We start from the raw sequence: 22,399 nt of genomic DNA, 5'->3' as shown, positions 1-22,399 counted from the left end.
GGGCCGGCCTTGCAGCGGCCAGCATAAACCCGTCCGGACGCGGACGGTGGTGTGCCGCTATTAGACCAGCCCCGGCCCTGGCCCGGTGCATGGCCGCCGTTGTCAGGGCAACGCGAAGGCATCGACTGCCGGAATCGCCTGCGCCCGAGGTTCTCGTCTCTGGTTAAAACAAGGCGTCGGGCCGCGTCGGGGCGTGGTCATCGCGCTGCGCGGACAGCATCGGCATGGGCCGGCCGTAAATCCGGCGTATGCGTTCGGCCAGCGGCGGATGGCTTTCAAACCAGCGCGTCTCGGTGGCGTCGCTGACCAGCAGCATGTGGTGCACCGCCGGGTGCAGGTGATTCGCCATGGAACCGTGCTGCCGCGCCGCGCTCGCCCGCTCGCCCGCCGCCTTGCGCAGCACGCCGCCCAGCCCTTCCTTGCTGCGGGTGAACTGCACAGCGCGCGCATCGGCCAGGAATTCGCGCTGGCGCGAGACGGCCGCCTTCAGCGCACGGCCGGCCAGCCAGCCCAGAAAACCCGTGGCCATGATGGCAAAACCCGGCAGGGCCAGAAAGGAGCGGCGCCCGTACTCATCGCCCTCGCACATGCTGCGGCCCAGGTTGAAAATCATCTCCAGCCCGCACACCATGCCCGCCAGCCGCATGTTCAGCCGGGTGTCGCCTTCGCGCAGATGGCTGAACTCGTGCGCCAGCAGGCCCTGCAGTTCATCGCGGCTCAGGCGGTCAAGCGCGCCCTGCGTCACCGCGACGATGGCGTCATCCTCGTCCCAGCCGGCGGCAAAGGCGTTGATGCTGTCCTCGCGCGGCAGCACCATCGCTTGCGGCGGCCGCATGCTGGCGGCAATCGCCAGCTCATGGACGATGTTGCACAGGCGCTGCTCGGCCTCGCGGCTGGCCGGCCAGGCTTCCCGGGCGCCCGCCTGGCGCGCCAGCGCCTGGCCGCCGCCTTCAAGCACCGAGGTTTCCAGCCACCAGCCGCCCAGCACGAACAGCAGCGTCACGCCGGTATTGACACTGAAAAAATACGCCGGATAGCCGATCCAGCCGGGCCACACCAGCCGCCAGGTCAGCGCCAGCGCGCCATTGACGGCCAGCACCAGCGCCAGCACCGCCAGGGCGAACAGCAGCAGCAGCCGCAGGGTTTGCGCCCGGGCCTGTTCCTGCGCTTCAAAAAATCGCATGGACTGAGCGGGTTATTTGAACGCCGGACGTCAGAGCCATCACATCTGGATGCGCACGGCCTGGCGTTCGACGGCGCTCTCGGTCGCCTGCAGCATGGCCGATGGTGCAAAACCGAACACGCGGGCCACCAGCAGGGCCGGAAACTGGCCTTGCGCATTGTTGTAGTCGAGCACGGCGTCGTTGTAGGCCTGGCGGGAAAAGCCGACCTTGTTCTCGGTGCTGGTGAGTTCTTCGCTGAGTTCGCGAATGGTCTGGTCGGCCTTCAGGGCGGGATAGGCCTCGGCCAAGGCAAACAGCCGGCCCAAGCTGCTGTCCAGCGTCTGCTCGGCGGCGGCCAGCGCGATGACGGCGTCGGCCTTGCCGGGACGGCTGCGAACCGTATCGCTGGCGCTGCGCGCCTGGTTGCGGGCGGCAATCACCGCCTCCAGCGTAGCTTGCTCATGCTGCAGGTATTTTTTTGCCGCTTCGACCAGGTTGGGAATCAGGTCATAGCGGCGCTTGAGCTGGACATCGATCTGGCCAAACGCATTGGCGATGGTGTTTTTAAGGCGCACCAGGCGGTTGTAGGCGCCGACGGCCCAGAAGATGAGCATGGCCGCCACGGCCAGAAATGCCAGATTGCTTGTTGACATGCGGTTTTCCTTGTGGCGTGGGGAGTTGTTAAGCTGAACGATAACACCCGTGGAGCCCAGGGCATCGGTCAGCAGGGATGGAAACACTATTAAATTCATAGCTGCCTACGCATGTATTCATTGCACCAGATGCTGATTTGATGCTTGAAAACCGTGTTGAGTGCCTGCCGGGCCGCTGACTATTCCCTACGCGGCGTTTGGCTCTTTTGATTTTTGTGGGACATGGGAGAGCTGACCCTTATCCTCCCCGAGTTGAGAACCTTGGAAAGTTGGGCCAGCAACTGACTGACAAGAGGTGCGGGGCTTATGGCTGAAAAGTCCTGCTCTATCAAGGACTTGTAGCTTGCGGCACCAGGCGGCCGCTTAACTTTAATGGCATTGGGGGTAAAGTCACGCATGACCTATCCTCACGGTTGAATCGGACGACATTTAAAAAAAAGGGGTATCTATGGGTGGATTTTTGCTTTTCGCTGTATTTCTTCAGGGGTTGATCTTCGGTTTTTTTTCCAGCTACATCGCGGGAGAAAAAAATCGGGATAAATTTGGTTGGTTCATGCTCGGATTATTTTTCAGTATCTTGGCTGTGCTGGCGCTAATTGCGATCCCCAAGATTGAAAATAAAGTCAAGTTAACCGCAGTGCCTTCCGGGGAGTTTCCTTTGTTTGATGGAAATAGGGACATTACATCGCCTCAGTACCAACTTTTTCTGACTAAACAATATTCCATCGAGAAAAATTTAACACTGGAGAAATTCGTTATAGGGAATGTTGTCTTCAATACTTTGGATGACTCATTGAGTGACGCGAATACTCGCTACGCGCGCTACTTGTCTGAAAAGGCTAATAAGGAACGTGTTGCAGCGGAGGAAGCGAAGGCGAAGGCGTACGAACTGGAGGGTGCCAGTAAGAAGGACGAAGAACGGCAAAAATCAGCGGTGATGATCGTTTCCCTTGCTCTGGTTGTAGTCATCGGCTACGGTATTTGGCACTCAAAACATCAAGAGGATGTCTATCCGCCACAAGATATGTCAGAAAAGGCCGATGACGCTCAGGCTCGGGCATTGGGATTCAAAAACCAGTCAGAAATGGAAGAGTTCGGAAAGGCACAAAAATAGGCTTGTCGTGCCTGATTGACGTAGAAAAACGCCTTTGTTGGATATGGGGTCGAGCAAGGAGGATAAGGGTCAGGTCTCCCATTTCCCAAAAATGATTTGGCATTTTTACATTCTATTTTCATACGCAATAACAACCCGGCTAACTGTCGCGCTGGACAAGCCAAAGGCCAGCGCTATGGCCATCTGACTGTGACCGCCCTGATAGAAGAGAAGGCATTGGCCTGCACTGGCCGGGCAGACCTGACCCGCTCCGGGCCTGAAATACTATCTTTTTCATAGCTGCTTGCGCATGCACTGCTTGCGCTGGAGCACTTTTTCATTCACAAAATAAGGCTTTCGGGCATAAAAAAAGCCCCACGCCTTTGCAGACATGGGGCTGGACGCCATTCAAGGCGCCGTGCGTTGGCCGAATTTACTCGGCGGCGGCGTTTTCATCGCTGGTTTCGGCCTGCGAGGCTTCCAGCTCGGCGGCTTCGGACTCGGCGATGGCGCGGCGCTCGGAGTCGTCCATCAGATCCTTGGCCTTGCGGGCTTCATGGTAGGCCATGCCGGTGCCGGCAGGAATCAGGCGGCCGACGATCACGTTTTCCTTCAGGCCGCGCAGCTCGTCGCGCTTGCCCATGATGGCAGCCTCGGTGAGCACGCGGGTGGTTTCCTGGAAGGAAGCCGCCGAGATGAACGAATCGGTGGACAGCGATGCCTTGGTGATACCGAGCAGCAGGTTGCTGAAGGTGGCCGGAATCTTGCCATCGGCGCGTAGCGCGTCGTTGACATCCAGCAGCGCCGAACGCTCGACCTGTTCACCGGCGATGTAGCTGGTGTCGCCGACGTTTTCGACGACCACGCGGCGCAGCATCTGGCGAACAATCACTTCGATGTGCTTGTCGTTGATCTTCACGCCCTGCAGGCGGTACACGTCCTGCACTTCATCGACGATGTAGCGGGCCAGCTCGGCCACGCCCAGCAGGCGCAGGATGTCCTGCGGGTCGGCCGGGCCGTCAACGATGGACTCACCCTTGTTCACCACCTGGCCTTCGTGCACCAGGATGTTCTTTTCCTTCGGCACCAGGTCTTCCCAGACCTTGCCTTCAGGATCGGTGATCTGCAGGCGAACCTTGCCCTTGGTTTCCTTGCCGAACGACACGGTGCCGGTCATCTCGGCCAGCGTGCCCTTGTCCTTCGGCGTACGGGCTTCGAACAACTCGGCGACACGCGGCAGACCGCCGGTAATGTCGCGGGTTTTCTGGCCTTCAATCGGGATACGGGCCAGCACTTCGCCGGGTCCCACGTCCTGACCGTCACGCACCTGGACCAGCGCACCGATCTGGAAGCCAATCGTCACCGAGTGGTCGGTGCCGGGAATCTTGACTTCGTTGCCGGTGGCATCGATCAGCTTGACCTGGGGACGAATCACCTTGGTCGCGCCGCGACGCTTCGGATCGATCACCACCAGGGTCGAGAGGCCGGTCACGTCATCGACCTGCTTGGCCACCGTCACGCCTTCTTCCACATTCTCGAACTGCACCTTGCCGGCGAATTCGGTGATGATGGGGCGGGTCAGCGGATCCCAGTTGGCCAGGATGGCGCCAGCCTTGATGGTCTGGTCGATCTTGACCGTCAGCGTGGCGCCGTAAGGCACCTTGTGACGCTCGCGCTCGCGGCCATGCTCGTCATGAATGATGATTTCGCCGGAGCGGGCAATCACCACCAGGTCGCCCTTGCCGTTGGTCACATAGCGCATCGGTGCGTTGAAACCGATCACGCCGTTGGACTTGGCCTCGACGCTGGAGGCAATTGCCGCGCGCGATGCCGCGCCACCGATGTGGAAGGTCCGCATCGTCAGCTGCGTGCCGGGCTCGCCAATCGACTGGGCGGCGATGATACCGACCGCCTCGCCGATGTTGATCAGGCCGCCGCGACCCAAGTCACGGCCATAGCACTTAGCGCACAGGCCGAAGCGGGTTTCGCAGGTCAGCGCCGTGCGCACCTTGACTTCGTCAACGCCAGCGGCTTCGAGTCCGTCGATGATGTCCTCGTCCAGCATGACGCCGGCCTTGGTCAGCACCGAGCGGTTCTCGGGGTGCAGCACGTCTTCGACGATGGTGCGGCCGAGAACCCGGTCGCGCAGCGATTCGATGACCTCGCCACCTTCGACGATGGCGCGCATGACGGAGCCGTCCAGCGTGCCGCAGTCGTCTTCGGTGACGACCAAGTCCTGCACCACGTCGCACAGGCGGCGCGTCAGGTAGCCAGAGTTGGCGGTTTTCAGCGCCGTATCGGCCAGACCCTTACGGGCACCGTGGGTGGAGATGAAGTACTCCAGCACGTTCAGGCCTTCGCGGAAGTTCGCGGTAATCGGCGTTTCGATGATCGAGCCGTCCGGCTTGGCCATCAAACCGCGCATGCCGGCGACCTGGCGAATCTGCGCTGCGGAACCGCGGGCGCCCGAGTCGGCCATCATGTAGATGGAGTTGAACGAATCCTGCTCGACTTCATTGCCATGGCGGTCAATGACCTTTTCCTTCGACAGCTGGGCCATCATGGCCTTGGAGACCTCGTCGCCCGACTTGCCCCAGATATCGACCACCTTGTTGTAGCGCTCGCCGGCCGTCACCAGACCCGAGGTGTACTGCTGCTCGATCTCTTTGACTTCCTTCTGGGCGTGCGCAATGATGCTGGTCTTTTCCTTGGGCACCAGCATGTCTTCGATGCAGATCGAGATGCCGGCCTTGGTCGCCAGGCGGAAACCCGACTGCAGCAGCTTGTCGGCAAACACCACGGTCTCTTTCAAGCCGCATTTGCGGAAGGACACGTTGATGAGCTTGGAGATTTCCTTTTTCTTCAACGCCTTGTTGATGTTGGAAAAAGGCAGGCCCTTGGGCAGGATTTCGGACAGCAGTGCGCGGCCGCCCGTGGTTTCCCACAGCTTGGTCGATGGCACGAACTCGTTGGTTTCCTTGTCCTTGCTCCACTCGGTCAGGCGCACGCTGATGCGGGCGTTCAGGTCGAGTTCACCCGCGTCAAAGGCGCGGCGGACTTCGCCAGTGTCGGAAAACACCAGGCCCTCGCCCTTGCCGTTGGTGCGGTCGCGGGTCGTGTAGTACAGACCCAGCACTACGTCCTGGGAAGGAACGATGGAAGGCTCGCCGTTGGCCGGGAACAGGATGTTGTTCGAAGCCAGCATCAGCGTGCGGGCTTCCATCTGCGCTTCGACCGACAGCGGCACGTGAACGGCCATCTGGTCACCGTCAAAGTCGGCATTGAACGCCGAGCAGACCAGCGGGTGCAGCTGGATCGCCTTGCCTTCAATCAGGATCGGCTCGAAGGCCTGGATACCCAAACGGTGCAGCGTAGGCGCACGGTTGAGCATCACCGGATGCTCCTTGATGACCTCTTCCAGAATGTCCCAGACCACCGGCGTGCCGGTTTCGACTTCCTTCTTCGCCGCCTTGATGGTGGTGGCAATACCACGCACTTCGAGTTGGGCAAAGATGAAGGGCTTGAACAGTTCCAGCGCCATCAGCTTGGGCAGGCCGCACTGGTGCAGCTTGAGCGTCGGGCCGACGGTAATCACGGAACGACCCGAGTAATCGACGCGTTTGCCCAGCAAATTCTGGCGGAAACGGCCTGACTTACCCTTGATCATGTCGGCGAGGGACTTGAGCGCGCGCTTGTTGGCGCCCGTCATGGCTTTGCCACGGCGACCGTTGTCGAGCAAGCTGTCCACAGCTTCCTGGAGCATGCGCTTTTCGTTGCGGGCAATGATTTCAGGCGCTTTTAGTTCCAGCAAACGGCGCAGGCGGCTGTTGCGGTTGATGACGCGGCGGTACAGGTCGTTCAGGTCGGAAGTCGCAAAGCGGCCGCCGTCCAGCGGCACCAAGGGACGCAGGTCAGGCGGCAGCACGGGCAGCACGTCCAGAACCATCCACTCGGGCTTGATGCCGGATTTCTTGAATCCTTCCATCAGCTTCAGGCGCTTGGCGTTCTTCTTGATCTTGATCTCGGAGCCGGTCAAATCATTGCGCAGCTTGTCGATTTCAACATCGAGGTCCAGCCCTTCGAGCAGGTCCTTGATGCCTTCGGCGCCCATCTTGGCGGTGTATTCGTCGCCGTATTCCTTGCGCTTGGCGTCGAAATCGTCTTCCGACATGATGCTGAATTTCTTCAGCGGGGTCATGCCGGGGTCGGTGACGACATAGGCTTCAAAGTACAGCACGCGTTCGATGTCGCGCAGCGTCATGTCGAGCACCAGGCCCAGACGCGACGGCAGCGACTTCAAAAACCAGATGTGCGCGCACGGTGCGGCCAGGTCGATGTGACCCATGCGCTCGCGGCGAACCTTGGTCTGCGTGACTTCAACGCCGCATTTTTCGCAGATGACACCGCGGTGCTTGAGGCGCTTGTACTTACCGCACAGGCATTCATAGTCCTTGATGGGGCCAAAGATCTTGGCGCAAAAAAGACCGTCGCGCTCGGGCTTGAAGGTGCGGTAGTTGATGGTCTCGGGCTTTTTGACCTCGCCGAAAGACCACGAACGAATTTTCTCAGGCGAGGCCATGCCGATCTTGATGGCATCGAAATGCTCATCCGGCGTGAACTGCTTGAACAGGTCTAGTAATGATTTCATGTGTAAATCCTTTTCTTTCCCGCTGAATTAGCTGCGTTCCAGTTCCATGTCGATACCGAGCGAGCGAATTTCCTTCACCAGCACGTTGAACGACTCCGGCATGCCGGCGGTGATCGCATGCTCGCCCTTGACGATGCTTTCGTACACCTTGGTACGGCCGACCACGTCATCGGACTTGACCGTGAGCATTTCCTGCAGCACGTAGGCGGCACCATAGGCTTCCAGCGCCCAGACTTCCATTTCACCGAAACGCTGGCCACCGAACTGGGCCTTGCCGCCCAGCGGCTGCTGCGTGACCAGGCTGTAAGGGCCGGTCGAGCGGGCATGCATCTTGTCGTCCACCAGATGGTGAAGCTTCAAGAAGTGCATATAGCCGACCGTCGTCGTGCGTTCAAACGCATCGCCGGTGCGGCCGTCATACAGCTGGGCTTGCGTGCGCGTCGGCGTCAGGCCCTTGGCCTTGGCAACTGCATCGGGGTAAGCCAGTTGCAGCATGGTCATGATGTCGGCTTCCGAGGCACCGTCAAACACCGGTGTGGCAAATGGCACGCCGGTGGTCAGGTTCTGGGCCATCTCGATGACCTGCTCGTCCGACAGCGAGGCCAGGTCTTCCGTGCGGCCCGACTTGTTGTACAGCGTGTCCATAAACTGGCGCAGTTCGGCCACCTTGGACTCGGCCTGCAGCATGTCGCCAATCCGCTGGCCCAGGCCCTTGGCGGCCCAGCCCAGATGGACTTCAAGCACCTGACCGACGTTCATGCGCGATGGCACGCCCAGCGGATTCAGCACGATGTCGCACGGCGTACCGTCGGCCATGTGGGGCATGTCTTCGACCGGAACGATCTTGGACACCACGCCCTTGTTGCCGTGACGGCCGGCCATCTTGTCGCCGGGTTGCAGGCGGCGCTTGACGGCCAGGTACACCTTGACCATCTTGAGCACGCCGGAAGGCAACTCGTCACCCTGCGTCAGCTTCTTGCGCTTTTCCTCGAAAGACAAGTCGAAACTATGGCGCGTCTGCTCCATCGAGTTCTTGATGCTTTCCAGTTGCGAAGCAACTTCGTCATCTGCCGGACGGATGTCGAACCAGTGGTACTTCTCGACATCGGTCAGGTAGGCCTTGTCGAGTTTCGTGCCCTTGGCGAGCTTTTTCGGACCGCCATTGGCGATCTTGCCGATCAGCAGCTTTTCGATACGGTCAAACGCATCGGCTTCCACAATCCGCAACTGGTCATTCAGGTCCAGGCGGTAGCGCTTGAGTTCGTCGTCGATGATCTGCTGGGCGCGCTTGTCGCGGGTGATGCCTTCACGGGTGAAGACCTGCACGTCGATCACGGTGCCCGACGAGCCCTGGCTGACGCGCAGCGAGGTGTCTTTCACATCGCTGGCTTTTTCGCCGAAGATGGCGCGCAGCAGTTTTTCTTCCGGCGTCAGCGTGGTCTCGCCTTTTGGCGTGACCTTGCCGACCAGCGTGTCGCCCGGCTGGACTTCGGCACCGACATAAATAATGCCGGATTCGTCCAGACGGTTGAGCTGCTGCTCGGACAGGTTCGGAATGTCGCGGGTGATTTCCTCGGAGCCCAGCTTGGTGTCGCGCGCCATCACGACGAGTTCTTCGATATGAATCGAGGTGTAGCGGTCTTCGGCCACCACGCGCTCGGAAATCAGGATCGAATCCTCGAAGTTGTAACCGTTCCAGGGCATGAAGCCGATCAGCATGTTCTGGCCAATGGCGATTTCGCCCAGGTCGGTCGATGCGCCGTCGGCCACCACATCACCCTTGGCCAGCTTGTCGCCCATCTTGACGATGGGGCGCTGGTGGATGTTGGTGTTCTGGTTGGAACGCTGGTACTTGATCAGGTTGTAGATGTCCACGCCGATTTCACCGGCCAGGGCTTCCGCATCATTGACGCGCACCACGATGCGGGTCGCATCGACATAGTCCACCACGCCGCCACGGGTGGCGGTCACGACCGTACCCGAGTCCACCGCCGCAACGCGCTCGATACCGGTGCCGACGAGCGGCTTTTCCGGACGCAGCACGGGCACGGCCTGACGCGACATGTTGGCGCCCATCAGCGCGCGGTTGGCATCGTCATGCTCCAGGAACGGAACCAGCGAAGCCGCCACCGACACGATCTGCGCCGGCGACACGTCCATGTACTGCACGCGCTCGGCGCTGACCAAAATGGATTCGCCTTTTTCACGGGCCGACACGAGGTCGCCGGTCAGGCGGCCTTCGTTGTCCAGCGCGGCATTGGCCTGGGCAATCACATACTTGCCTTCTTCGATGGCCGACAGGTAATCGATTTCCATCGTCACCTTGCTGTCGGCCACGCGGCGGTACGGCGTTTCGATAAAGCCATATTCATTCAGGCGGGCGTACAAAGCCAGCGAGTTGATCAGGCCGATGTTCGGACCTTCAGGCGTTTCAATCGGGCAGACGCGACCGTAGTGAGTCACATGCACGTCACGCACTTCAAAGCCGGCACGTTCGCGGGTCAAACCACCGGGGCCAAGGGCCGAAACACGGCGCTTGTGGGTGATTTCGGCCAGCGGATTGGTCTGGTCCATGAACTGCGACAGCTGCGAGGCGCCGAAGAATTCCTTCAGAGCGGCCGAAATCGGCTTGCTGTTGATCAGGTCATGCGGCATCAGCGGTTCTTGCTCGGCCTGGCCCAGACGCTCCTTGACGGCCTTTTCGATACGTGCCAGACCTGTGCGGTACTGGTTTTCAGCGAGTTCGCCGACGCAGCGCACCCGGCGGTTGCCGAGGTGGTCAATGTCATCGACTTCGCCGTTGCCATTGCGCAAATCGACCAGTATCTTGACGACGGCGAGGATGTCCTCGTTGGTCATGACCATCGGGCCGGTGGATTCGTCACGGCCCACGCGGGCGTTGAACTTCATGCGGCCCACGCGCGACAGGTCGTAGGTGTCCGGGTTGTAGAACAGGCGCTGGAACAGGGCCTGAACCGCATCTTCGGTTGGCGGCTCGCCGGGACGCATCATGCGGTAGATGGCCACGCGCGCTGCAAACTCGTCGGCCGTTTCGTCGGCGCGCAGGGTTTGCGAAATGTACGCGCCCTGGTCAAGCTCATTGGTGTACAACACCTGCAGGTTCTGGATGCCGGCCGTACGCAGCTTTTTCAGCAGCAGTTCGGTCAGTTCATCATTGGCCTTGGCAATGATTTCACCCGTATCGGTGTCGATGATGTTCTTGGCGACCACGCGGCCGATCAGGAAATCTTCCGGCACGCTGATGCTGGTGGTGCCGCTTTGCTCCAGTTCGCGGGTATGGCGAACCGTGATGCGCTTGTCCTTGGCGACGACGACCTTGCCGGCCTTGTCGGTCAGGTCGAAACGGGCGACTTCGCCGCGCATGCGCTCGGCGACGAACTCCATTTGCGCGCCGCTGTCCATCAGGCGGAAATTGTCGAAAACAAAGAAGTTCGCCAGGATCGATTCGTGGTTCAGGCCGATGGCCTTGAGCAAAATCGTGACCGGCATCTTGCGGCGACGGTCCACGCGGAAGTACAGGATGTCTTTCGGGTCAAACTCGAAGTCCAGCCATGAACCACGGTAAGGAATGATGCGGGCCGAAAACAGCAATTTGCCCGAGCTGTGGGTCTTTCCCTTGTCGTGCTCGAAAAACACGCCTGGCGAACGGTGCAACTGGGACACGATGACGCGCTCGGTGCCGTTGATGACGAAGGAACCTTTGTCGGTCATGAGCGGCACTTCGCCCATATAGACTTCCTGCTCCTTGACTTCCTTGACCACCTTGGACTGCGACGTCGAGGACTCGCGGTCATAGATGATCAGTTGTACCTTGGCGCGAACGGCCGAAGCAAAGGTCAGTCCACGTGTCTGGCACTCACGCACGTCGAATGCGGGCTTGGCCAGGTTGTACTCGATGAACTTCATCTCGACAAAACCGTTGTGCGAGACGATGGGGAAAGCGTTTTGAAAGGCCGCCTGAAGGCCTTCAACCATGCGTTTTTGGGGCGCACGGTCGGCTTGCAGGAATGCGATGTACGCATCTTTCTGCATTTGCAGTAAATAGGGAACAGTCAACACGCTTTCGCGGTTGCCGAAGCTTTTGCGGATGCGTTTACGTTCGGTGAAGGAATAGGCCATGAGTTCTCCGCGTTGATGGGCTCTGGCGACTCTCGAACCCGAATACACCACGTATTCAGGCAACTTGGTGGTTGGCCACTACCAACCATGGCGGACGGTGATGCATTGCACAGCACCCGAACCAAGGCGTTTTCTGCAGTCGGGATTCAGAAAACACTGGAAAAAAGACTGCTTTTAATCTTTTTTCCGGTATCTTTCTATCAATCCAAAAAGACACTTCTTTTTTCAGCAGTTAAGAAGGCATCCAGGCAGGCTTAACAGGCATCAGCCTTAAACAGGAAAGGCTGGAAGCCCGTGGAGGTCTTCCAGCCTTTGCAAACTCCAAGAATTACTTGAGTTCGACTTTCGCGCCAGCATCTTCCAGCTTCTTCTTGGCTGCTTCTGCGTCGGCCTTGTTGGCGCCTTCCTTGACGTTCTTTGGAGCGCCGTCAACCAGATCCTTGGCTTCTTTCAAGCCCAGACCGGTCAGTTCGCGCACGGCCTTGATGACCTGAACCTTTTGGGCGCCAGCTTCGAGCAGAACGACGTTGAATTCGGTCTTCTCTTCAGCAACAGCAGCACCTGCACCGCCGCCGCCAGCAGCGGGAGCAGCCATGGAAGCTGCGCTCACGCCAAATTTCTCTTCGATGGCTTTCACCAGGTCGTTGAGTTCGAGGACCGTCATGCTGTCCAGCACGGTCAAAAATGCGTCTTTATCGAATGCCATTTTGAATTCCTAAAAAAATTTCTTTAACAGTTGGAGACAGTGCTTGGCGCTTACGCGCTGCGGTCTGTCCCGCAAAGGTCTATCGTTTACGCCGCTGCGGCTTCTGTGACTTCAGCTGCGGGCTCTGCAGCCTCCGCAACTTCTTCCACGCCTGCGCCTCGTTGCGCGGACAGCGCTGCAAGCACAGCAGCGGTACGCGAAATAGGCGACATCAGCAAGCCACACAACTGAGCCAGCAATACGTCCTTGGAAGGAATGTTGGCCAGTTGCTTAACGCCTTCGACGTCCAGGGTTTTCCCAGCGAATGCACCTGCGCGAATCACCAGCTTGTCGTTGGTTTTTGCGAAGTCAGCCACTACTTTTGCAGCAGCGACAGCATCAATGGAAAAGCCGTAGATCAGCGGACCGGTCATCTGGTCGGACAGGACTTCAAATGCGCTACCTGCCACGGCACGGCGAGCCAGCGTGTTCTTCAGAACACTCAGGGTCACGCCTTTTTCGCGGGCTTGGCTGCGCAGCTTGGTCATGTCAGCGACCGTGATGCCACGGTATTCCGCCATCACGAGCGTTTGAGCTTTAGCGGCGAGGCCTGTCACTTCATCAATGACGGCTTGTTTCTCACTGCGATTGAGACTCAAGGTCTACTCCTTAAAAATGTACCGTCGGGCTTGCGCTTGCGCGGCCACCCTTTGATACGCTCATGTTCAGCGACCAACTGTTTTCAGATTTCTTTCAAAACCATTCAAGCAGCGGGACCGCCATCTGCGTTGGCTGTCTTGCGATTAAGTGCCTGGCCCTGATAGTTATCAAGGCTGGCACACCAACGGTCCTGGATGACCTGCCAGAGAGACCCCGGCAGCCCACCACTCTGAACGACGCTTGCGCGTCGTTCAAATTTTTACCCTCAAGCCGCGATGGATTGCGTATCGACGCGAACGCCCACGCCCATCGTTGATGAAACAGCGACTTTCTTCAAGTACACGCCCTTGCTGGTAGCAGGCTTGGCCTTGATCAGCGCGTCAACCAATGCAGCCAGATTGCCTTGCAACTTGGCGGTGTCGAACGAACGGCGACCGATGGTGCCATGCACAATACCGGCCTTGTCAACGCGGAACTGGACCTGGCCAGCTTTTGCGTTGCGGACAGCGGTCGCGACGTCAGGCGTCACAGTGCCGACCTTAGGGTTAGGCATCAGACCACGTGGGCCGAGGATCTGGCCCAGCGTACCGACGATGCGCATCGCATCAGGGGAAGCAATCACGACGTCGAAGTCCATCTTGCCGGCCTTGATGTCGGCAGCCAGATCATCCATGCCAACGATGTCTGCACCAGCAGCCTTGGCTTCTTCAGCCTTGGCACCTTGGGCGAACACAGCGACACGCTTGGTTTTACCTGTGCCGTTTGGCAGCACGACAGCGCCGCGAACAACCTGGTCAGATTTCTTGGCATCGATACCGAGTTGCACGGCCACGTCGATGGACTCATCGAACTTGGCGACAGCGAACTCTTTGACAAGGCCCAGTGCGTCAGACAGTGCGTACAGCTTGTTGCTGTCGATCTTGTCGCCGACGGTTTTTTGACGTTTGGTCAGCTTGCTCATACAACACCCTCCACCGTCACACCCATGGAGCGGGCAGAACCGGCAATAGTACGAACTGCGGCATCCAGATCAGCAGCAGTCAAATCTTTCATCTTGGCTTTGGCGATTTCTTCCAGCTGTGCGCGGGTGATCTTGCCAACCTTGGCGGAATGCGGCGTTGCCGATCCCTTGTCAAGCTTGATGGCCTTCTTGATCAGGGTGATCGCTGGAGGCGTCTTGATGATGAAGGTAAAGCTCTTGTCCGCATAAGCGGTGATCACCACGGGCAGTGGCAAACCAGGCTCGACACCTTGGGTCTGGGCATTGAATGCCTTGCAGAATTCCATGATGTTCAAACCGCGTTGACCCAGAGCGGGTCCGATCGGTGGGGATGGATTGGCCTTGCCAGCTGGTACTTGCAGCTTGACGAAGCCGACGATTTTTTTCGCCATACTTTTCTCCTTGCGGGTCATAACGCCGAAAGCTGTCAAAAACAGGCTTCAGGCTTCCCGGGGTTACACAACTCAAAAGGGATTTCTTAAAATCCTTCGCGCCGAGTTGCAAAGCGCAAAATTTTCATCAACCCAAAACAGCGCCTGGGCTTATTCCCTCAAAAAGGGGAATCAGGTTTTTTCGATCTGACTGAACTCCAGCTCAACCGGTGTTGCCCGTCCGAAAATCGTGACCGACACCCGAACTTTGTTCTTTTCGTAGTTCACTTCTTCAACCGTACCGTTGAAGTCAGTGAAAGGGCCATCCTTGACACGAACGTATTCACCCGCTTCAAACTCGACCTTGTGGCGCGGCTTGTCGGTACCAACCTGCATCTGGCTGACGATCTTTTGCACTTCTTCTTCAGAAATGGGGGCTGGACGGTTTTTCGCACCGCCAACAAAACCAGTGACTTTATTGGTGTGCTTCACCAAATGCCAGGTTTCGTCATCCATGACCATTTCTACAAGCACATAGCCGGGGAAGAAACGACGTTCGGTCGTTTTTTTCTGGCCATTCTTGATCTCGACCACCTCTTCGGTAGGCACAAGAAAGCGGCCAAACTTGGACTGCATGCCAGCACGGTTGATGCGCTCAACAATATTACGCTCAGCCGCTTTTTCCATGCCGGAATAGGCATGAACAACATACCACTGCATGCCAGGGGTCAGCGCCAAGGAGGCATCAGCTACAACGTCGCTGACTACCGTATTGTTCAGATCGCTCATTATCTTTTCCATCCAAGGATCAGGTCGTAGAACACCCATTCAAGTGTTTTATCCGTCAACCACAAAAACAATGCCATCACCACCACAAAGCCAAACACGTAAGCGGTCATTTGAATCGCCTCTCTACGAGCCGGCCAGACGACTTTTTTGACTTCGCGTACAGAATCACGGCCGAAAGCAAGAAACTGCTTGCCAAGTTCCGACGATACGAAAACAACAACCGCCGCAACCAGACCTGCGAGCAGGACACCCCATTGCGCAACCTGACCCTGCTTGCCAAGCATGTAAAAGCCCACAAGGGATGCCAGAACCAGCACAACCGCCAAACCGAGCTTGGCCTTGTCGGCGTTGGTACTGACGGTTTCAACTTGAGTAGAGGCCATGGCTGCCGAATTTCCTGTTCAATCTTCGTGCATCTCTGCAGACGCTTAAGCCCACCCGAAGTTTTTAACTCCCGGTGGGCTTGCTTATTACTTTTCAATCCACTTGCGACGTTGATGACTTCAACAATCGAGTGGCAGGGGCAGAAGGAATCGAACCATCAACCTTCGGTTTTGGAGACCGACGCTCTGCCAATTGAGCTATACCCCTGCATTAAACTTTCAACCAATTACGCGAGGATCTTGGCCACAACGCCAGCGCCCACGGTACGGCCGCCTTCGCGGATGGCGAAGCGCAGGCCTTCTTCCATGGCAATCGGGTTGATCAGCTTGACGGTGATCGACACGTTGTCGCCTGGCATGACCATTTCCTTGCCTTCTGGCAACTCGATCGCGCCGGTCACGTCCGTCGTGCGGAAGTAGAACTGGGGACGGTAGTTGTTGAAGAAAGGCGTGTGACGGCCGCCTTCGTCTTTCGACAGGACATAGATCTCGCCGGTGAAGTGCGTGTGCGGCTTGATCGAGCCGGGCTTGCACAGCACCTGGCCGCGCTGCACATCTTCGCGCTTGGTGCCGCGCAGCAAGATACCGACGTTGTCGCCAGCTTGGCCCTGGTCGAGCAGCTTTCGGAACATTTCCACGCCGGTGCAGATGGTCTTTTGCGTGTCAGCGATACCGACGATCTCGATTTCTTCGCCGACCTTGATGATGCCGCGCTCGATACGGCCGGTCACCACGGTGCCGCGGCCGGAGATGGAGAACACGTCTTCCACGGGCATCAGGAAGGCGCCGTCAACAGCGCGCTCTGGCAGGGGAATGTAGTTGTCCAGTGCGTCAGCCAGCTTCATGATGGCTTCTTCGCCCAGCGGACCCTTGTCGCCTTCGAGGGCGAGCTTGGCCGAGCCGTGGATGATGGGGGTGTCGTCGCCAGGGAAATCGTACTTGTCGAGCAACTCGCGCACTTCCATCTCGACGAGTTCGAGCAGTTCTGCGTCATCGACCATGTCGCACTTGTTCAGGAACACGATGATGTAGGGAACGCCCACCTGGCGGGCCAGCAGGATGTGCTCGCGGGTCTGGGGCATCGGGCCGTCAGCGGCCGAGCAGACCAAAATGGCGCCATCCATCTGGGCGGCGCCAGTGATCATGTTCTTCACATAATCGGCGTGACCCGGGCAGTCAACGTGGGCGTAGTGACGGGCGGCCGTTTCGTACTCGACGTGGGCGGTGTTGATGGTGATGCCGCGCGCTTTTTCTTCCGGTGCCGCGTCGATCTGGTCGTACGCCTTGGCTTCGCCGCCGAACTTGGCGGCCAGCACGGTCGCAATCGCTGCCGTCAGCGTGGTCTTGCCATGGTCAACGTGGCCAATCGTGCCGACGTTTACGTGCGGCTTGGTCCGCGAAAATTTCTCTTTTGCCATTTCCAACTCCGAAAAGTTACAAAACCACTTAACAAACTGCAACCAGCTTCAGCAAAAAATATACTGCGCTAGTTTAAAAATTGGTGCCCATTCCGGGAATCGGACCCGGGACCTCTCCCTTACCAAGGGAGTGCTCTGCCACTGAGCCAAATGGGCGAATTCAAAAAATTCTTACAGCAAACAAGCGCAACTTTAACCTGCAAAACTCCACAGCACTTTCAGCACCTTGGAGCGGGAGACGGGAATCGAACCCGCGTCATTAGCTTGGAAGGCTAGGGTTCTACCATTGAACTACTCCCGCGCAGCCCTACCAGATCAACTCACACTCAACTACTTCAAAACACTGACTTTTCTATGTTTGCCTACCAAAATCAATTAGAAGTTGGTGGATGGGGCTGGATTCGAACCAGCGTACGCGTTAGCGAACAGATTTACAGTCTGCCTCCTTTAACCACTCGGACACCCATCCTCAAGCGAATTACGGATTATGCCATTCTTTTATGAAAAACGTAAAATTCCTGCGCCTAAACTGCTTTAAATATTTACAAGCAAGCGGCCAGCGCGCCAAGCCGACCCACATCAATGCATCAAGGCACCGATTTCTGCCACTCATCAAGCTGGATTGTCTATCTCGACAAGCGCTTCAAGCTATCAACTAAATAGCGAGTCAGTCTTTTTGATGCGCAACCTTCCACTCACGCGCCTGTGAAAAATGCCCGCAACCGATGAAAGGCAAGGGTGGCCTCAGGGCCGACAGTGGCGAAGGATGGTTGGCAACCAGCACCTTGTGGCGGCTGTCATCGATCAGCGCTCGCTTGGACTGCGCATGCGCGCCCCACAGCATGAATACCACAGCATGATCGCCCGCCGATACCTGGCGAATCACGCTGTCGGTCAGCATTTCCCAGCCCTTGCCGGCATGGCTTGCCGCAACGCCCTCTTCCACCGTCAGGCAGGTGTTGAGCAGCAGCACGCCATGGGTTGCCCAATTGACCAGGCTGCCGCCGGGCACCGGGAACTTCGGCGGCGGCGTGCCCAGGTCGCGCTGCAGTTCCTTGAAGATATTGCGCAGCGAAGGCGGCAAAGCCACCCCAGGCGCCACGGAAAACGCCAGCCCTTCGGCCTGCCCGCGCCCGTGGTAGGGGTCCTGGCCCAGGATGACGACGCGCACCTCCTTGGCCGGCGTCAGTTCGAGCGCACGCAGCGGCCGTGGCGGAAAGATGACCGCGCCGGCTTCCAGCCTTGCGCGTAAAAACGCCAGTAGCTTCTGGCCGGTGGCACTGGCAAAAAAATCGTCCACCACAGGCTGCCAGTCGGCCGCAACCGGCCATGTTGACGGATCGGCGCTCATCAGCCGGTCCGGCATGACACCGTCAGGCAGTGCGGAAAAGGATTGCTGCGCCATCACCCTCTCCTCTTTTATTCGCCAAACAGCTCGGCCAGCGCAACGCCCGGTTCGTCTGCCCGCATGAAAGCCTCGCCGACCAGGAAAGCGTTGACCTTGGCGTCCCGCATGCGTTTGACATCTTCAGGCGTCGTGATGCCCGATTCGGTGACCAGCAGGCGCTCTGCTGGCACTTTTCCCATCAGCCTCAAGGTCGTGTCCAGCGAGACCTCGAAGGTGTTCAGGTTGCGGTTGTTGATGCCGATCAAAGGCGTCCTGAGCCTGAGCGCGCGTTCCAGCTCCGCCTCGTCATGCACCTCGACCAGCACCGCCATGTCGAGCGACATCGCCAGCGCTTCTAGGGTCTTCATCTGCGCGTCGTCCAGGCAGGCGGCGATCAGCAGGATGCAGTCGGCGCCCATGACGCGGGACTCATAGACCTGGTAGGCGTCAATGATGAAATCCTTGCGCAGCACCGGCAGGCTGCACGATGCCCTCGCCTGCTTCAGGTAGTCGATGCTGCCCTGGAAAAACTGCTGGTCGGTCAGGACCGACAGGCAGGCCGCGCCGAACTCGGCATAGCTCTGGGCGATATCGGCGGGAATGAAGTCGGCGCGCAGCACGCCCTTGGACGGGCTGGCCTTCTTGATTTCGGCAATCACGGCGGGCTTGCCTGCGGCGATTTTGGCGCGCAGGGCGCCGACAAAGTCCCGCGTCAGCACGCGCGACTCGGCGTCCTTGCGCATGGCGGGCAGGGGCTTGCGGTTGATGGCGTCTTTGATTTCTTCGCGCTTGACGGCAATGATCTTGTTCAGGATGTCGCTCATGGGATTCCAGTGGGGTAGACGGGCGGCGGCTTGCGCTGCCCGGCGGGTGATGTGTTCAGGCTCCGGACGCGGACTGGCTGAACTCGGCGAGTTGCGCCAGCTTCCGCCTGGCCGCTCCTGATTCAATAGCAGCTTGCGCCCGATCCATGCCGTCTTTCATTGAATTTACCACATTGGCGGCATAGAGCGCGGCACCGGCGTTGAGGATCACGATGTCGCGCGGCGCGCCCAGCTGGTTGTCGAGCACGCCCAGCAGCATGGCCTTGGACTGCTCGGGCGTTTCAACCCGCAGCGCGCGGTTGCTGGCCATGGGAATGCCGAAGTCTTCCGGATGGATTTCGTACTCGGTGATTTCGCCGTCCTTCAGTTCGCCCACCACGGTGGCAGCGCCCAGGCTGACCTCGTCCATGCCGTCCTTGCCGTACACCACCAGGGCGTGCTCGGCCCCGAGGCGCTGCAGCGCGCGGACCTGAATGCCGACCAGGTCGGGGTGGAACACGCCCATCAGGATGTTCGGTGCGCTGGCCGGGTTGGTCAGCGGGCCGAGGATGTTGAAGATGGTGCGGATGCCGAGTTCCTTGCGCACCGGCGCGACGTTCTTCATGGCCGGATGGTGGTTGGGTGCGAACATGAAGCCGACGCCCACTTCCTCGATGCAGCGGGCAATCGCCTCGGGCGACAGATTGAGCGAAATGCCCAGCGACTCGACCACGTCGGCGCTGCCCGACTTGCTGCTGACGCTGCGCCCGCCGTGCTTGCTGACCCTCGCGCCGGCGCTTGCCGCCACGAACATGGCGCAGGTCGAGATGTTGAAGGTGTGCGAGCCGTCGCCGCCGGTGCCGACGATATCGACCAGATGGGTCTTGTCGGCGACATGCACCTTGGTCGAGAACTCGCGCATCACCTGCGCGGCGGCGGTGATTTCGCCGATGGTTTCCTTCTTGACGCGCAGGCCGGTGATCAGCGCCGCCGTCATGAGCGGCGACATCTCGCCACTCATGATGAGCCGCATGATGTGCAGCATCTCGTCATGAAAAATCTCGCGGTGCTCGATGGTGCGCTGCAGGGCTTCGCTGGCGGTGATCTTGTGGCTGTTGGGCATGGGGTTTCTTGATGGTGAGGTGTTTGGGCTTGATGGCGGCGGCAGAAGGTCAGCCATTGAAGAATTGTCGGACCACGGCGGCTGCGCGGTCAATGTCCGCAGCATCCACGTCCAGGTGCGTGACAAACCGCAGGCGGTAAAGGCCGGTGGCCTGAATACCGTTGTCGGCCAGATGCCTGAGCAGGTCGGCAGACCGGGCCTTGGCGGCACCCGTCAAATCCACGAACAGGATGTTGGTCTGCGGCGCTTCCACCCGCAGGCCGTCGATGCCCGCCAGCCCGTCGGCCAGCCGCTGCGCCAGCGCATGGTCCTGCGCCAGCCGCACGACATGATGGTCCAGCGCATGCGCGGCGGCCGCAGCCAGCATGCCGGACTGGCGCATGCCGCCGCCGGCCATCTTGCGGATGCGGTGGGCGCGGGCGATGAAACCCGGCGATCCGCACAGCGCCGAGCCGACCGGCGCGCCCAGCCCCTTGCTGAAGCAGACCGACACGCTGTCAAAGCACTGGGCGATGCGGCGCGCCTCGGTGAAGGCATCGCTGCCGGTTTGCGCCGCCTGCGCCACGGCGGCGTTGAACAGCCGCGCACCGTCCAGATGCCGGCCCAGGCCCCGGTCTTGCGCCAGTTGCGTGGCTTGCTCTACATAGTCGAAAGGCAGCAGCTTGCCGCCCAGCGTGTTTTCCAGCGCCAGCAGCCGCGTGCGGGCGAAATGCGCGTCGTCGGGCTTGATGGCCGCTTCGATATCACCCAGGGCCAGCGTGCCGTCGGGCTGGTGGTTCAGCGGCTGTGGCTGCACGCTGCCGAACACCGCCGCGCCGCCGCCTTCCCAGCGGTAGCAGTGCGCCTGCTGGCCGACGATGTACTCGTCGCCGCGCTGGCAATGGCCGAGGATGGCGCACAGGTTGCCCTGCGTTCCGGTGGGCACGAACAGCGCGGCCTCGAAGCCCAGCAGCGCGGCGATTTTTTCCTGCAGCGCGTTGACGCTCGGGTCGTCGCCAAACACATCGTCGCCCAGCGGCGCTGCCTGCATCGCCGCGCGCATCGCGGCGGTCGGCTGCGTGACCGTGTCGCTGCGCAAATCGACTGGTTTATGCATCATTCAGGCCTTTTGCGCATGCTGCTTATGCGCAAGCAGCTATCAAATAAATAGCGACTCTCATATCCGCTGCTCCAGGAAGTTTTTCAGCATCGCATGGCCGTGCTCGGTCAGGATGGATTCGGGGTGAAACTGCACGCCCTGAATCGGCAGCGTCTTGTGGCGCACGCCCATGATTTCGCCGTCGTCGGTCCAGGCGGTGACTTCGAGCACGTCGGGACACGACGATTTTTCAATCGCCAGCGAGTGGTAGCGGTTGACGGTGAATTGCGCGGGCAGGCCGGCAAAAACGCCCTGCTGCGAGGTCGTGATGACGCTGGTCTTGCCGTGCATCAGCACCTGCGCCCGGATAATCTTGCCGCCAAAAGCCGCGCCTATGGCTTGGTGGCCCAGGCAGACGCCCAGGATCGGCAGCTTGCCGGCAAAGTGCTGGATGGCCGCGACTGAAATGCCGGCCTCGGCCGGCGAGCACGGGCCGGGCGACACCACCAGGCGGTCGAGCAGCCCCGCGTCCAGCCGCGCGGCAATCTCGGCCACCGTGATCTCGTCGTTGCGAAACACCTCCACCTCGGCGCCCAGCTCGCCAAAATACTGGACGATGTTGTAGGTGAAGCTGTCGTAGTTGTCGATCATCAAAAGTTTCATGCGTGACATGGCTCAGCCTTCCTGGGACGGTTGCGGGCGCAGGCGCTGGAACTCGCCGCGCTCGAATTCGATGAATGCGTCAATCATGGCGCGGTAAGCGGCCTCGATGACGGCTTCGGGCGCGCCCTGCTCTGCCGCCATGGCTTTTACCCGGTCCACGATGAAGTCGATGCGCGCCTGGTCATGCACCTGATTTGCGTTTTGCTTGATGCGCGCGGCCTGGGCGACGTAGCCGCTGCGCTCGGCGATCAGCGCCACGATGCGCTCGTCCAGCGCGTCGATGTTGCGGCGCACATCGGCCATGGTGTGGCAGTGTTCGACCTTGTGAATCAGTGTCATGGC

18 protein-coding genes and 4 tRNA genes are annotated in these 22,399 nt (G+C 59.5%); 1 reads left to right on the top strand and 21 read right to left on the bottom strand.

Annotated features, from left to right (window positions below; all coding sequences use genetic code 11):
• Window positions 1–163: 163 nt before the first annotated feature.
• Both ABLV49_RS02970 and ABLV49_RS02965 read right to left on the bottom strand, forming a co-directional pair.
• The gene (locus ABLV49_RS02970) at window positions 164–1,183 is read right to left on the bottom strand and encodes a M48 family metalloprotease (RefSeq protein WP_349280119.1); all 1,020 of its coding nucleotides are present in this window, start codon (window positions 1,181–1,183) and stop codon (window positions 164–166) included.
• A gap of 39 nt (window positions 1,184–1,222) precedes the next feature.
• Window positions 1,223–1,816, bottom strand: a complete 594-nt coding sequence (locus ABLV49_RS02965) for a LemA family protein (RefSeq protein WP_349280118.1) — start codon at window positions 1,814–1,816, stop codon at window positions 1,223–1,225.
• A 448-nt stretch (window positions 1,817–2,264) separates the two neighbouring features.
• Here ABLV49_RS02965 and ABLV49_RS02960 point away from each other — a divergent pair, with 448 nt between their 5' ends.
• On the top strand, window positions 2,265–2,930 hold the full coding sequence (locus ABLV49_RS02960) for a hypothetical protein (protein ID WP_349280117.1): 666 nt from the start codon (window positions 2,265–2,267) through the stop codon (window positions 2,928–2,930).
• A 412-nt stretch (window positions 2,931–3,342) separates the two neighbouring features.
• On the opposite strand, the gene rpoC is transcribed toward ABLV49_RS02960, so the two are convergent.
• From rpoC to ABLV49_RS02865, 19 genes are all read right to left on the bottom strand, one after another.
• Window positions 3,343–7,557 (bottom strand): DNA-directed RNA polymerase subunit beta', encoded by a 4,215-nt coding sequence (gene rpoC, locus ABLV49_RS02955; protein ID WP_349280116.1) that lies wholly within the window; start codon window positions 7,555–7,557, stop codon window positions 3,343–3,345.
• A gap of 27 nt (window positions 7,558–7,584) precedes the next feature.
• On the bottom strand, window positions 7,585–11,697 hold the full coding sequence (gene rpoB, locus ABLV49_RS02950; protein ID WP_349280115.1) for a DNA-directed RNA polymerase subunit beta: 4,113 nt from the start codon (window positions 11,695–11,697) through the stop codon (window positions 7,585–7,587).
• Between the two features lie 328 nt (window positions 11,698–12,025).
• Entirely contained in the window at window positions 12,026–12,403 is a 378-nt protein-coding gene (rplL, locus tag ABLV49_RS02945) for a 50S ribosomal protein L7/L12 (protein ID WP_011803004.1), read from the bottom strand.
• Window positions 12,404–12,489: 86 nt separating this feature from the next.
• On the bottom strand, window positions 12,490–13,041 hold the full coding sequence (gene rplJ, locus ABLV49_RS02940) for a 50S ribosomal protein L10 (protein ID WP_011803005.1): 552 nt from the start codon (window positions 13,039–13,041) through the stop codon (window positions 12,490–12,492).
• Between the two features lie 266 nt (window positions 13,042–13,307).
• Window positions 13,308–14,003, bottom strand: a complete 696-nt coding sequence (rplA, locus tag ABLV49_RS02935) for a 50S ribosomal protein L1 (RefSeq protein WP_011803006.1) — start codon at window positions 14,001–14,003, stop codon at window positions 13,308–13,310.
• Complete coding sequence (rplK, locus tag ABLV49_RS02930) at window positions 14,000–14,434, bottom strand: 50S ribosomal protein L11 (protein WP_011803007.1); 435 nt, start codon at window positions 14,432–14,434, stop codon at window positions 14,000–14,002. Before rplK ends, rplA begins: the two co-directional genes overlap by 4 nt.
• 171 nt (window positions 14,435–14,605) lie before the next feature.
• Window positions 14,606–15,202, bottom strand: a complete 597-nt coding sequence (gene nusG, locus ABLV49_RS02925) for a transcription termination/antitermination protein NusG (protein WP_415838225.1) — start codon at window positions 15,200–15,202, stop codon at window positions 14,606–14,608.
• On the bottom strand, window positions 15,202–15,585 hold the full coding sequence (gene secE, locus ABLV49_RS02920; RefSeq protein WP_011803009.1) for a preprotein translocase subunit SecE: 384 nt from the start codon (window positions 15,583–15,585) through the stop codon (window positions 15,202–15,204). The genes nusG and secE overlap by 1 nt, the downstream gene beginning before the upstream one ends.
• Window positions 15,586–15,717: 132 nt before the next feature.
• A tRNA-Trp gene (locus tag ABLV49_RS02915) sits at window positions 15,718–15,793 on the bottom strand.
• Window positions 15,794–15,812: 19 nt separating this feature from the next.
• On the bottom strand, window positions 15,813–17,003 hold the full coding sequence (gene tuf, locus ABLV49_RS02910) for an elongation factor Tu (protein ID WP_011799636.1): 1,191 nt from the start codon (window positions 17,001–17,003) through the stop codon (window positions 15,813–15,815).
• An 81-nt stretch (window positions 17,004–17,084) separates the two neighbouring features.
• Window positions 17,085–17,159: transfer RNA gene (locus ABLV49_RS02905), tRNA-Thr, on the bottom strand.
• Between the two features lie 71 nt (window positions 17,160–17,230).
• A tRNA-Gly gene (locus tag ABLV49_RS02900) sits at window positions 17,231–17,304 on the bottom strand.
• A gap of 82 nt (window positions 17,305–17,386) precedes the next feature.
• Window positions 17,387–17,472: transfer RNA gene (locus tag ABLV49_RS02895), tRNA-Tyr, on the bottom strand.
• Window positions 17,473–17,670: 198 nt separating this feature from the next.
• Window positions 17,671–18,408, bottom strand: a complete 738-nt coding sequence (locus tag ABLV49_RS02890; protein ID WP_349280114.1) for a uracil-DNA glycosylase — start codon at window positions 18,406–18,408, stop codon at window positions 17,671–17,673.
• Between the two features lie 14 nt (window positions 18,409–18,422).
• A complete protein-coding gene (gene trpC, locus ABLV49_RS02885) occupies window positions 18,423–19,214 on the bottom strand; it encodes an indole-3-glycerol phosphate synthase TrpC (RefSeq protein WP_349280113.1) in 792 nt (263 codons plus the stop codon).
• A gap of 55 nt (window positions 19,215–19,269) precedes the next feature.
• Window positions 19,270–20,316: an anthranilate phosphoribosyltransferase gene (gene trpD / locus ABLV49_RS02880; protein ID WP_349280112.1), complete on the bottom strand. Its 1,047-nt coding sequence runs from the start codon at window positions 20,314–20,316 to the stop codon at window positions 19,270–19,272.
• 49 nt (window positions 20,317–20,365) lie between these two features.
• Window positions 20,366–21,415: a low-specificity L-threonine aldolase gene (gene ltaE / locus ABLV49_RS02875; RefSeq protein ID WP_349280111.1), complete on the bottom strand. Its 1,050-nt coding sequence runs from the start codon at window positions 21,413–21,415 to the stop codon at window positions 20,366–20,368.
• A gap of 57 nt (window positions 21,416–21,472) precedes the next feature.
• The gene (locus ABLV49_RS02870) at window positions 21,473–22,057 is read right to left on the bottom strand and encodes an aminodeoxychorismate/anthranilate synthase component II (protein ID WP_349281577.1); all 585 of its coding nucleotides are present in this window, start codon (window positions 22,055–22,057) and stop codon (window positions 21,473–21,475) included.
• A 12-nt stretch (window positions 22,058–22,069) separates the two neighbouring features.
• On the bottom strand, window positions 22,070–22,396 hold the full coding sequence (locus ABLV49_RS02865; RefSeq protein WP_349280110.1) for a chorismate mutase: 327 nt from the start codon (window positions 22,394–22,396) through the stop codon (window positions 22,070–22,072).
• Window positions 22,397–22,399: the final 3 nt, after the last annotated feature.

Origin of the sequence: Polaromonas hydrogenivorans, from assembly GCF_040105105.1 — a bacterium.
GTDB lineage: Bacteria > Pseudomonadota > Gammaproteobacteria > Burkholderiales > Burkholderiaceae_C > Polaromonas > Polaromonas hydrogenivorans.
Note: the sequence above shows the minus strand (reverse complement) of the source record. Positions and strands in the feature narration are given on the sequence as shown.

What these genes read in the sequence shown, in the direction of transcription:
- ABLV49_RS02890 (WP_349280114.1), bottom strand. Translation starts at nt 18,408, where the DNA reads ATGGCGCAGCAATCCTTTTCCGCACTGCCTGACGGTGTCATGCCGGAC.
- nusG (WP_415838225.1), bottom strand. Translation starts at nt 15,202, where the DNA reads ATGAGCGATCTGAACAATACGGTAGTCAGCGACGTTGTAGCTGATGCC.
- trpD (WP_349280112.1), bottom strand. Translation starts at nt 20,316, where the DNA reads ATGCCCAACAGCCACAAGATCACCGCCAGCGAAGCCCTGCAGCGCACC.
- rpoC (WP_349280116.1), bottom strand. Translation starts at nt 7,557, where the DNA reads ATGAAATCATTACTAGACCTGTTCAAGCAGTTCACGCCGGATGAGCAT.
- ABLV49_RS02970 (WP_349280119.1), bottom strand. Translation starts at nt 1,183, where the DNA reads ATGCGATTTTTTGAAGCGCAGGAACAGGCCCGGGCGCAAACCCTGCGG.
- ABLV49_RS02960 (WP_349280117.1), top strand. Translation starts at nt 2,265, where the DNA reads ATGGGTGGATTTTTGCTTTTCGCTGTATTTCTTCAGGGGTTGATCTTC.
- rpoB (WP_349280115.1), bottom strand. Translation starts at nt 11,697, where the DNA reads ATGGCCTATTCCTTCACCGAACGTAAACGCATCCGCAAAAGCTTCGGC.
- ABLV49_RS02865 (WP_349280110.1), bottom strand. Translation starts at nt 22,396, where the DNA reads ATGACACTGATTCACAAGGTCGAACACTGCCACACCATGGCCGATGTG.
- ABLV49_RS02965 (WP_349280118.1), bottom strand. Translation starts at nt 1,816, where the DNA reads ATGTCAACAAGCAATCTGGCATTTCTGGCCGTGGCGGCCATGCTCATC.
- secE (WP_011803009.1), bottom strand. Translation starts at nt 15,585, where the DNA reads ATGGCCTCTACTCAAGTTGAAACCGTCAGTACCAACGCCGACAAGGCC.
- rplK (WP_011803007.1), bottom strand. Translation starts at nt 14,434, where the DNA reads ATGGCGAAAAAAATCGTCGGCTTCGTCAAGCTGCAAGTACCAGCTGGC.
- rplL (WP_011803004.1), bottom strand. Translation starts at nt 12,403, where the DNA reads ATGGCATTCGATAAAGACGCATTTTTGACCGTGCTGGACAGCATGACG.
- rplA (WP_011803006.1), bottom strand. Translation starts at nt 14,003, where the DNA reads ATGAGCAAGCTGACCAAACGTCAAAAAACCGTCGGCGACAAGATCGAC.
- ltaE (WP_349280111.1), bottom strand. Translation starts at nt 21,415, where the DNA reads ATGATGCATAAACCAGTCGATTTGCGCAGCGACACGGTCACGCAGCCG.
- trpC (WP_349280113.1), bottom strand. Translation starts at nt 19,214, where the DNA reads ATGAGCGACATCCTGAACAAGATCATTGCCGTCAAGCGCGAAGAAATC.
- tuf (WP_011799636.1), bottom strand. Translation starts at nt 17,003, where the DNA reads ATGGCAAAAGAGAAATTTTCGCGGACCAAGCCGCACGTAAACGTCGGC.
- ABLV49_RS02870 (WP_349281577.1), bottom strand. Translation starts at nt 22,057, where the DNA reads ATGAAACTTTTGATGATCGACAACTACGACAGCTTCACCTACAACATC.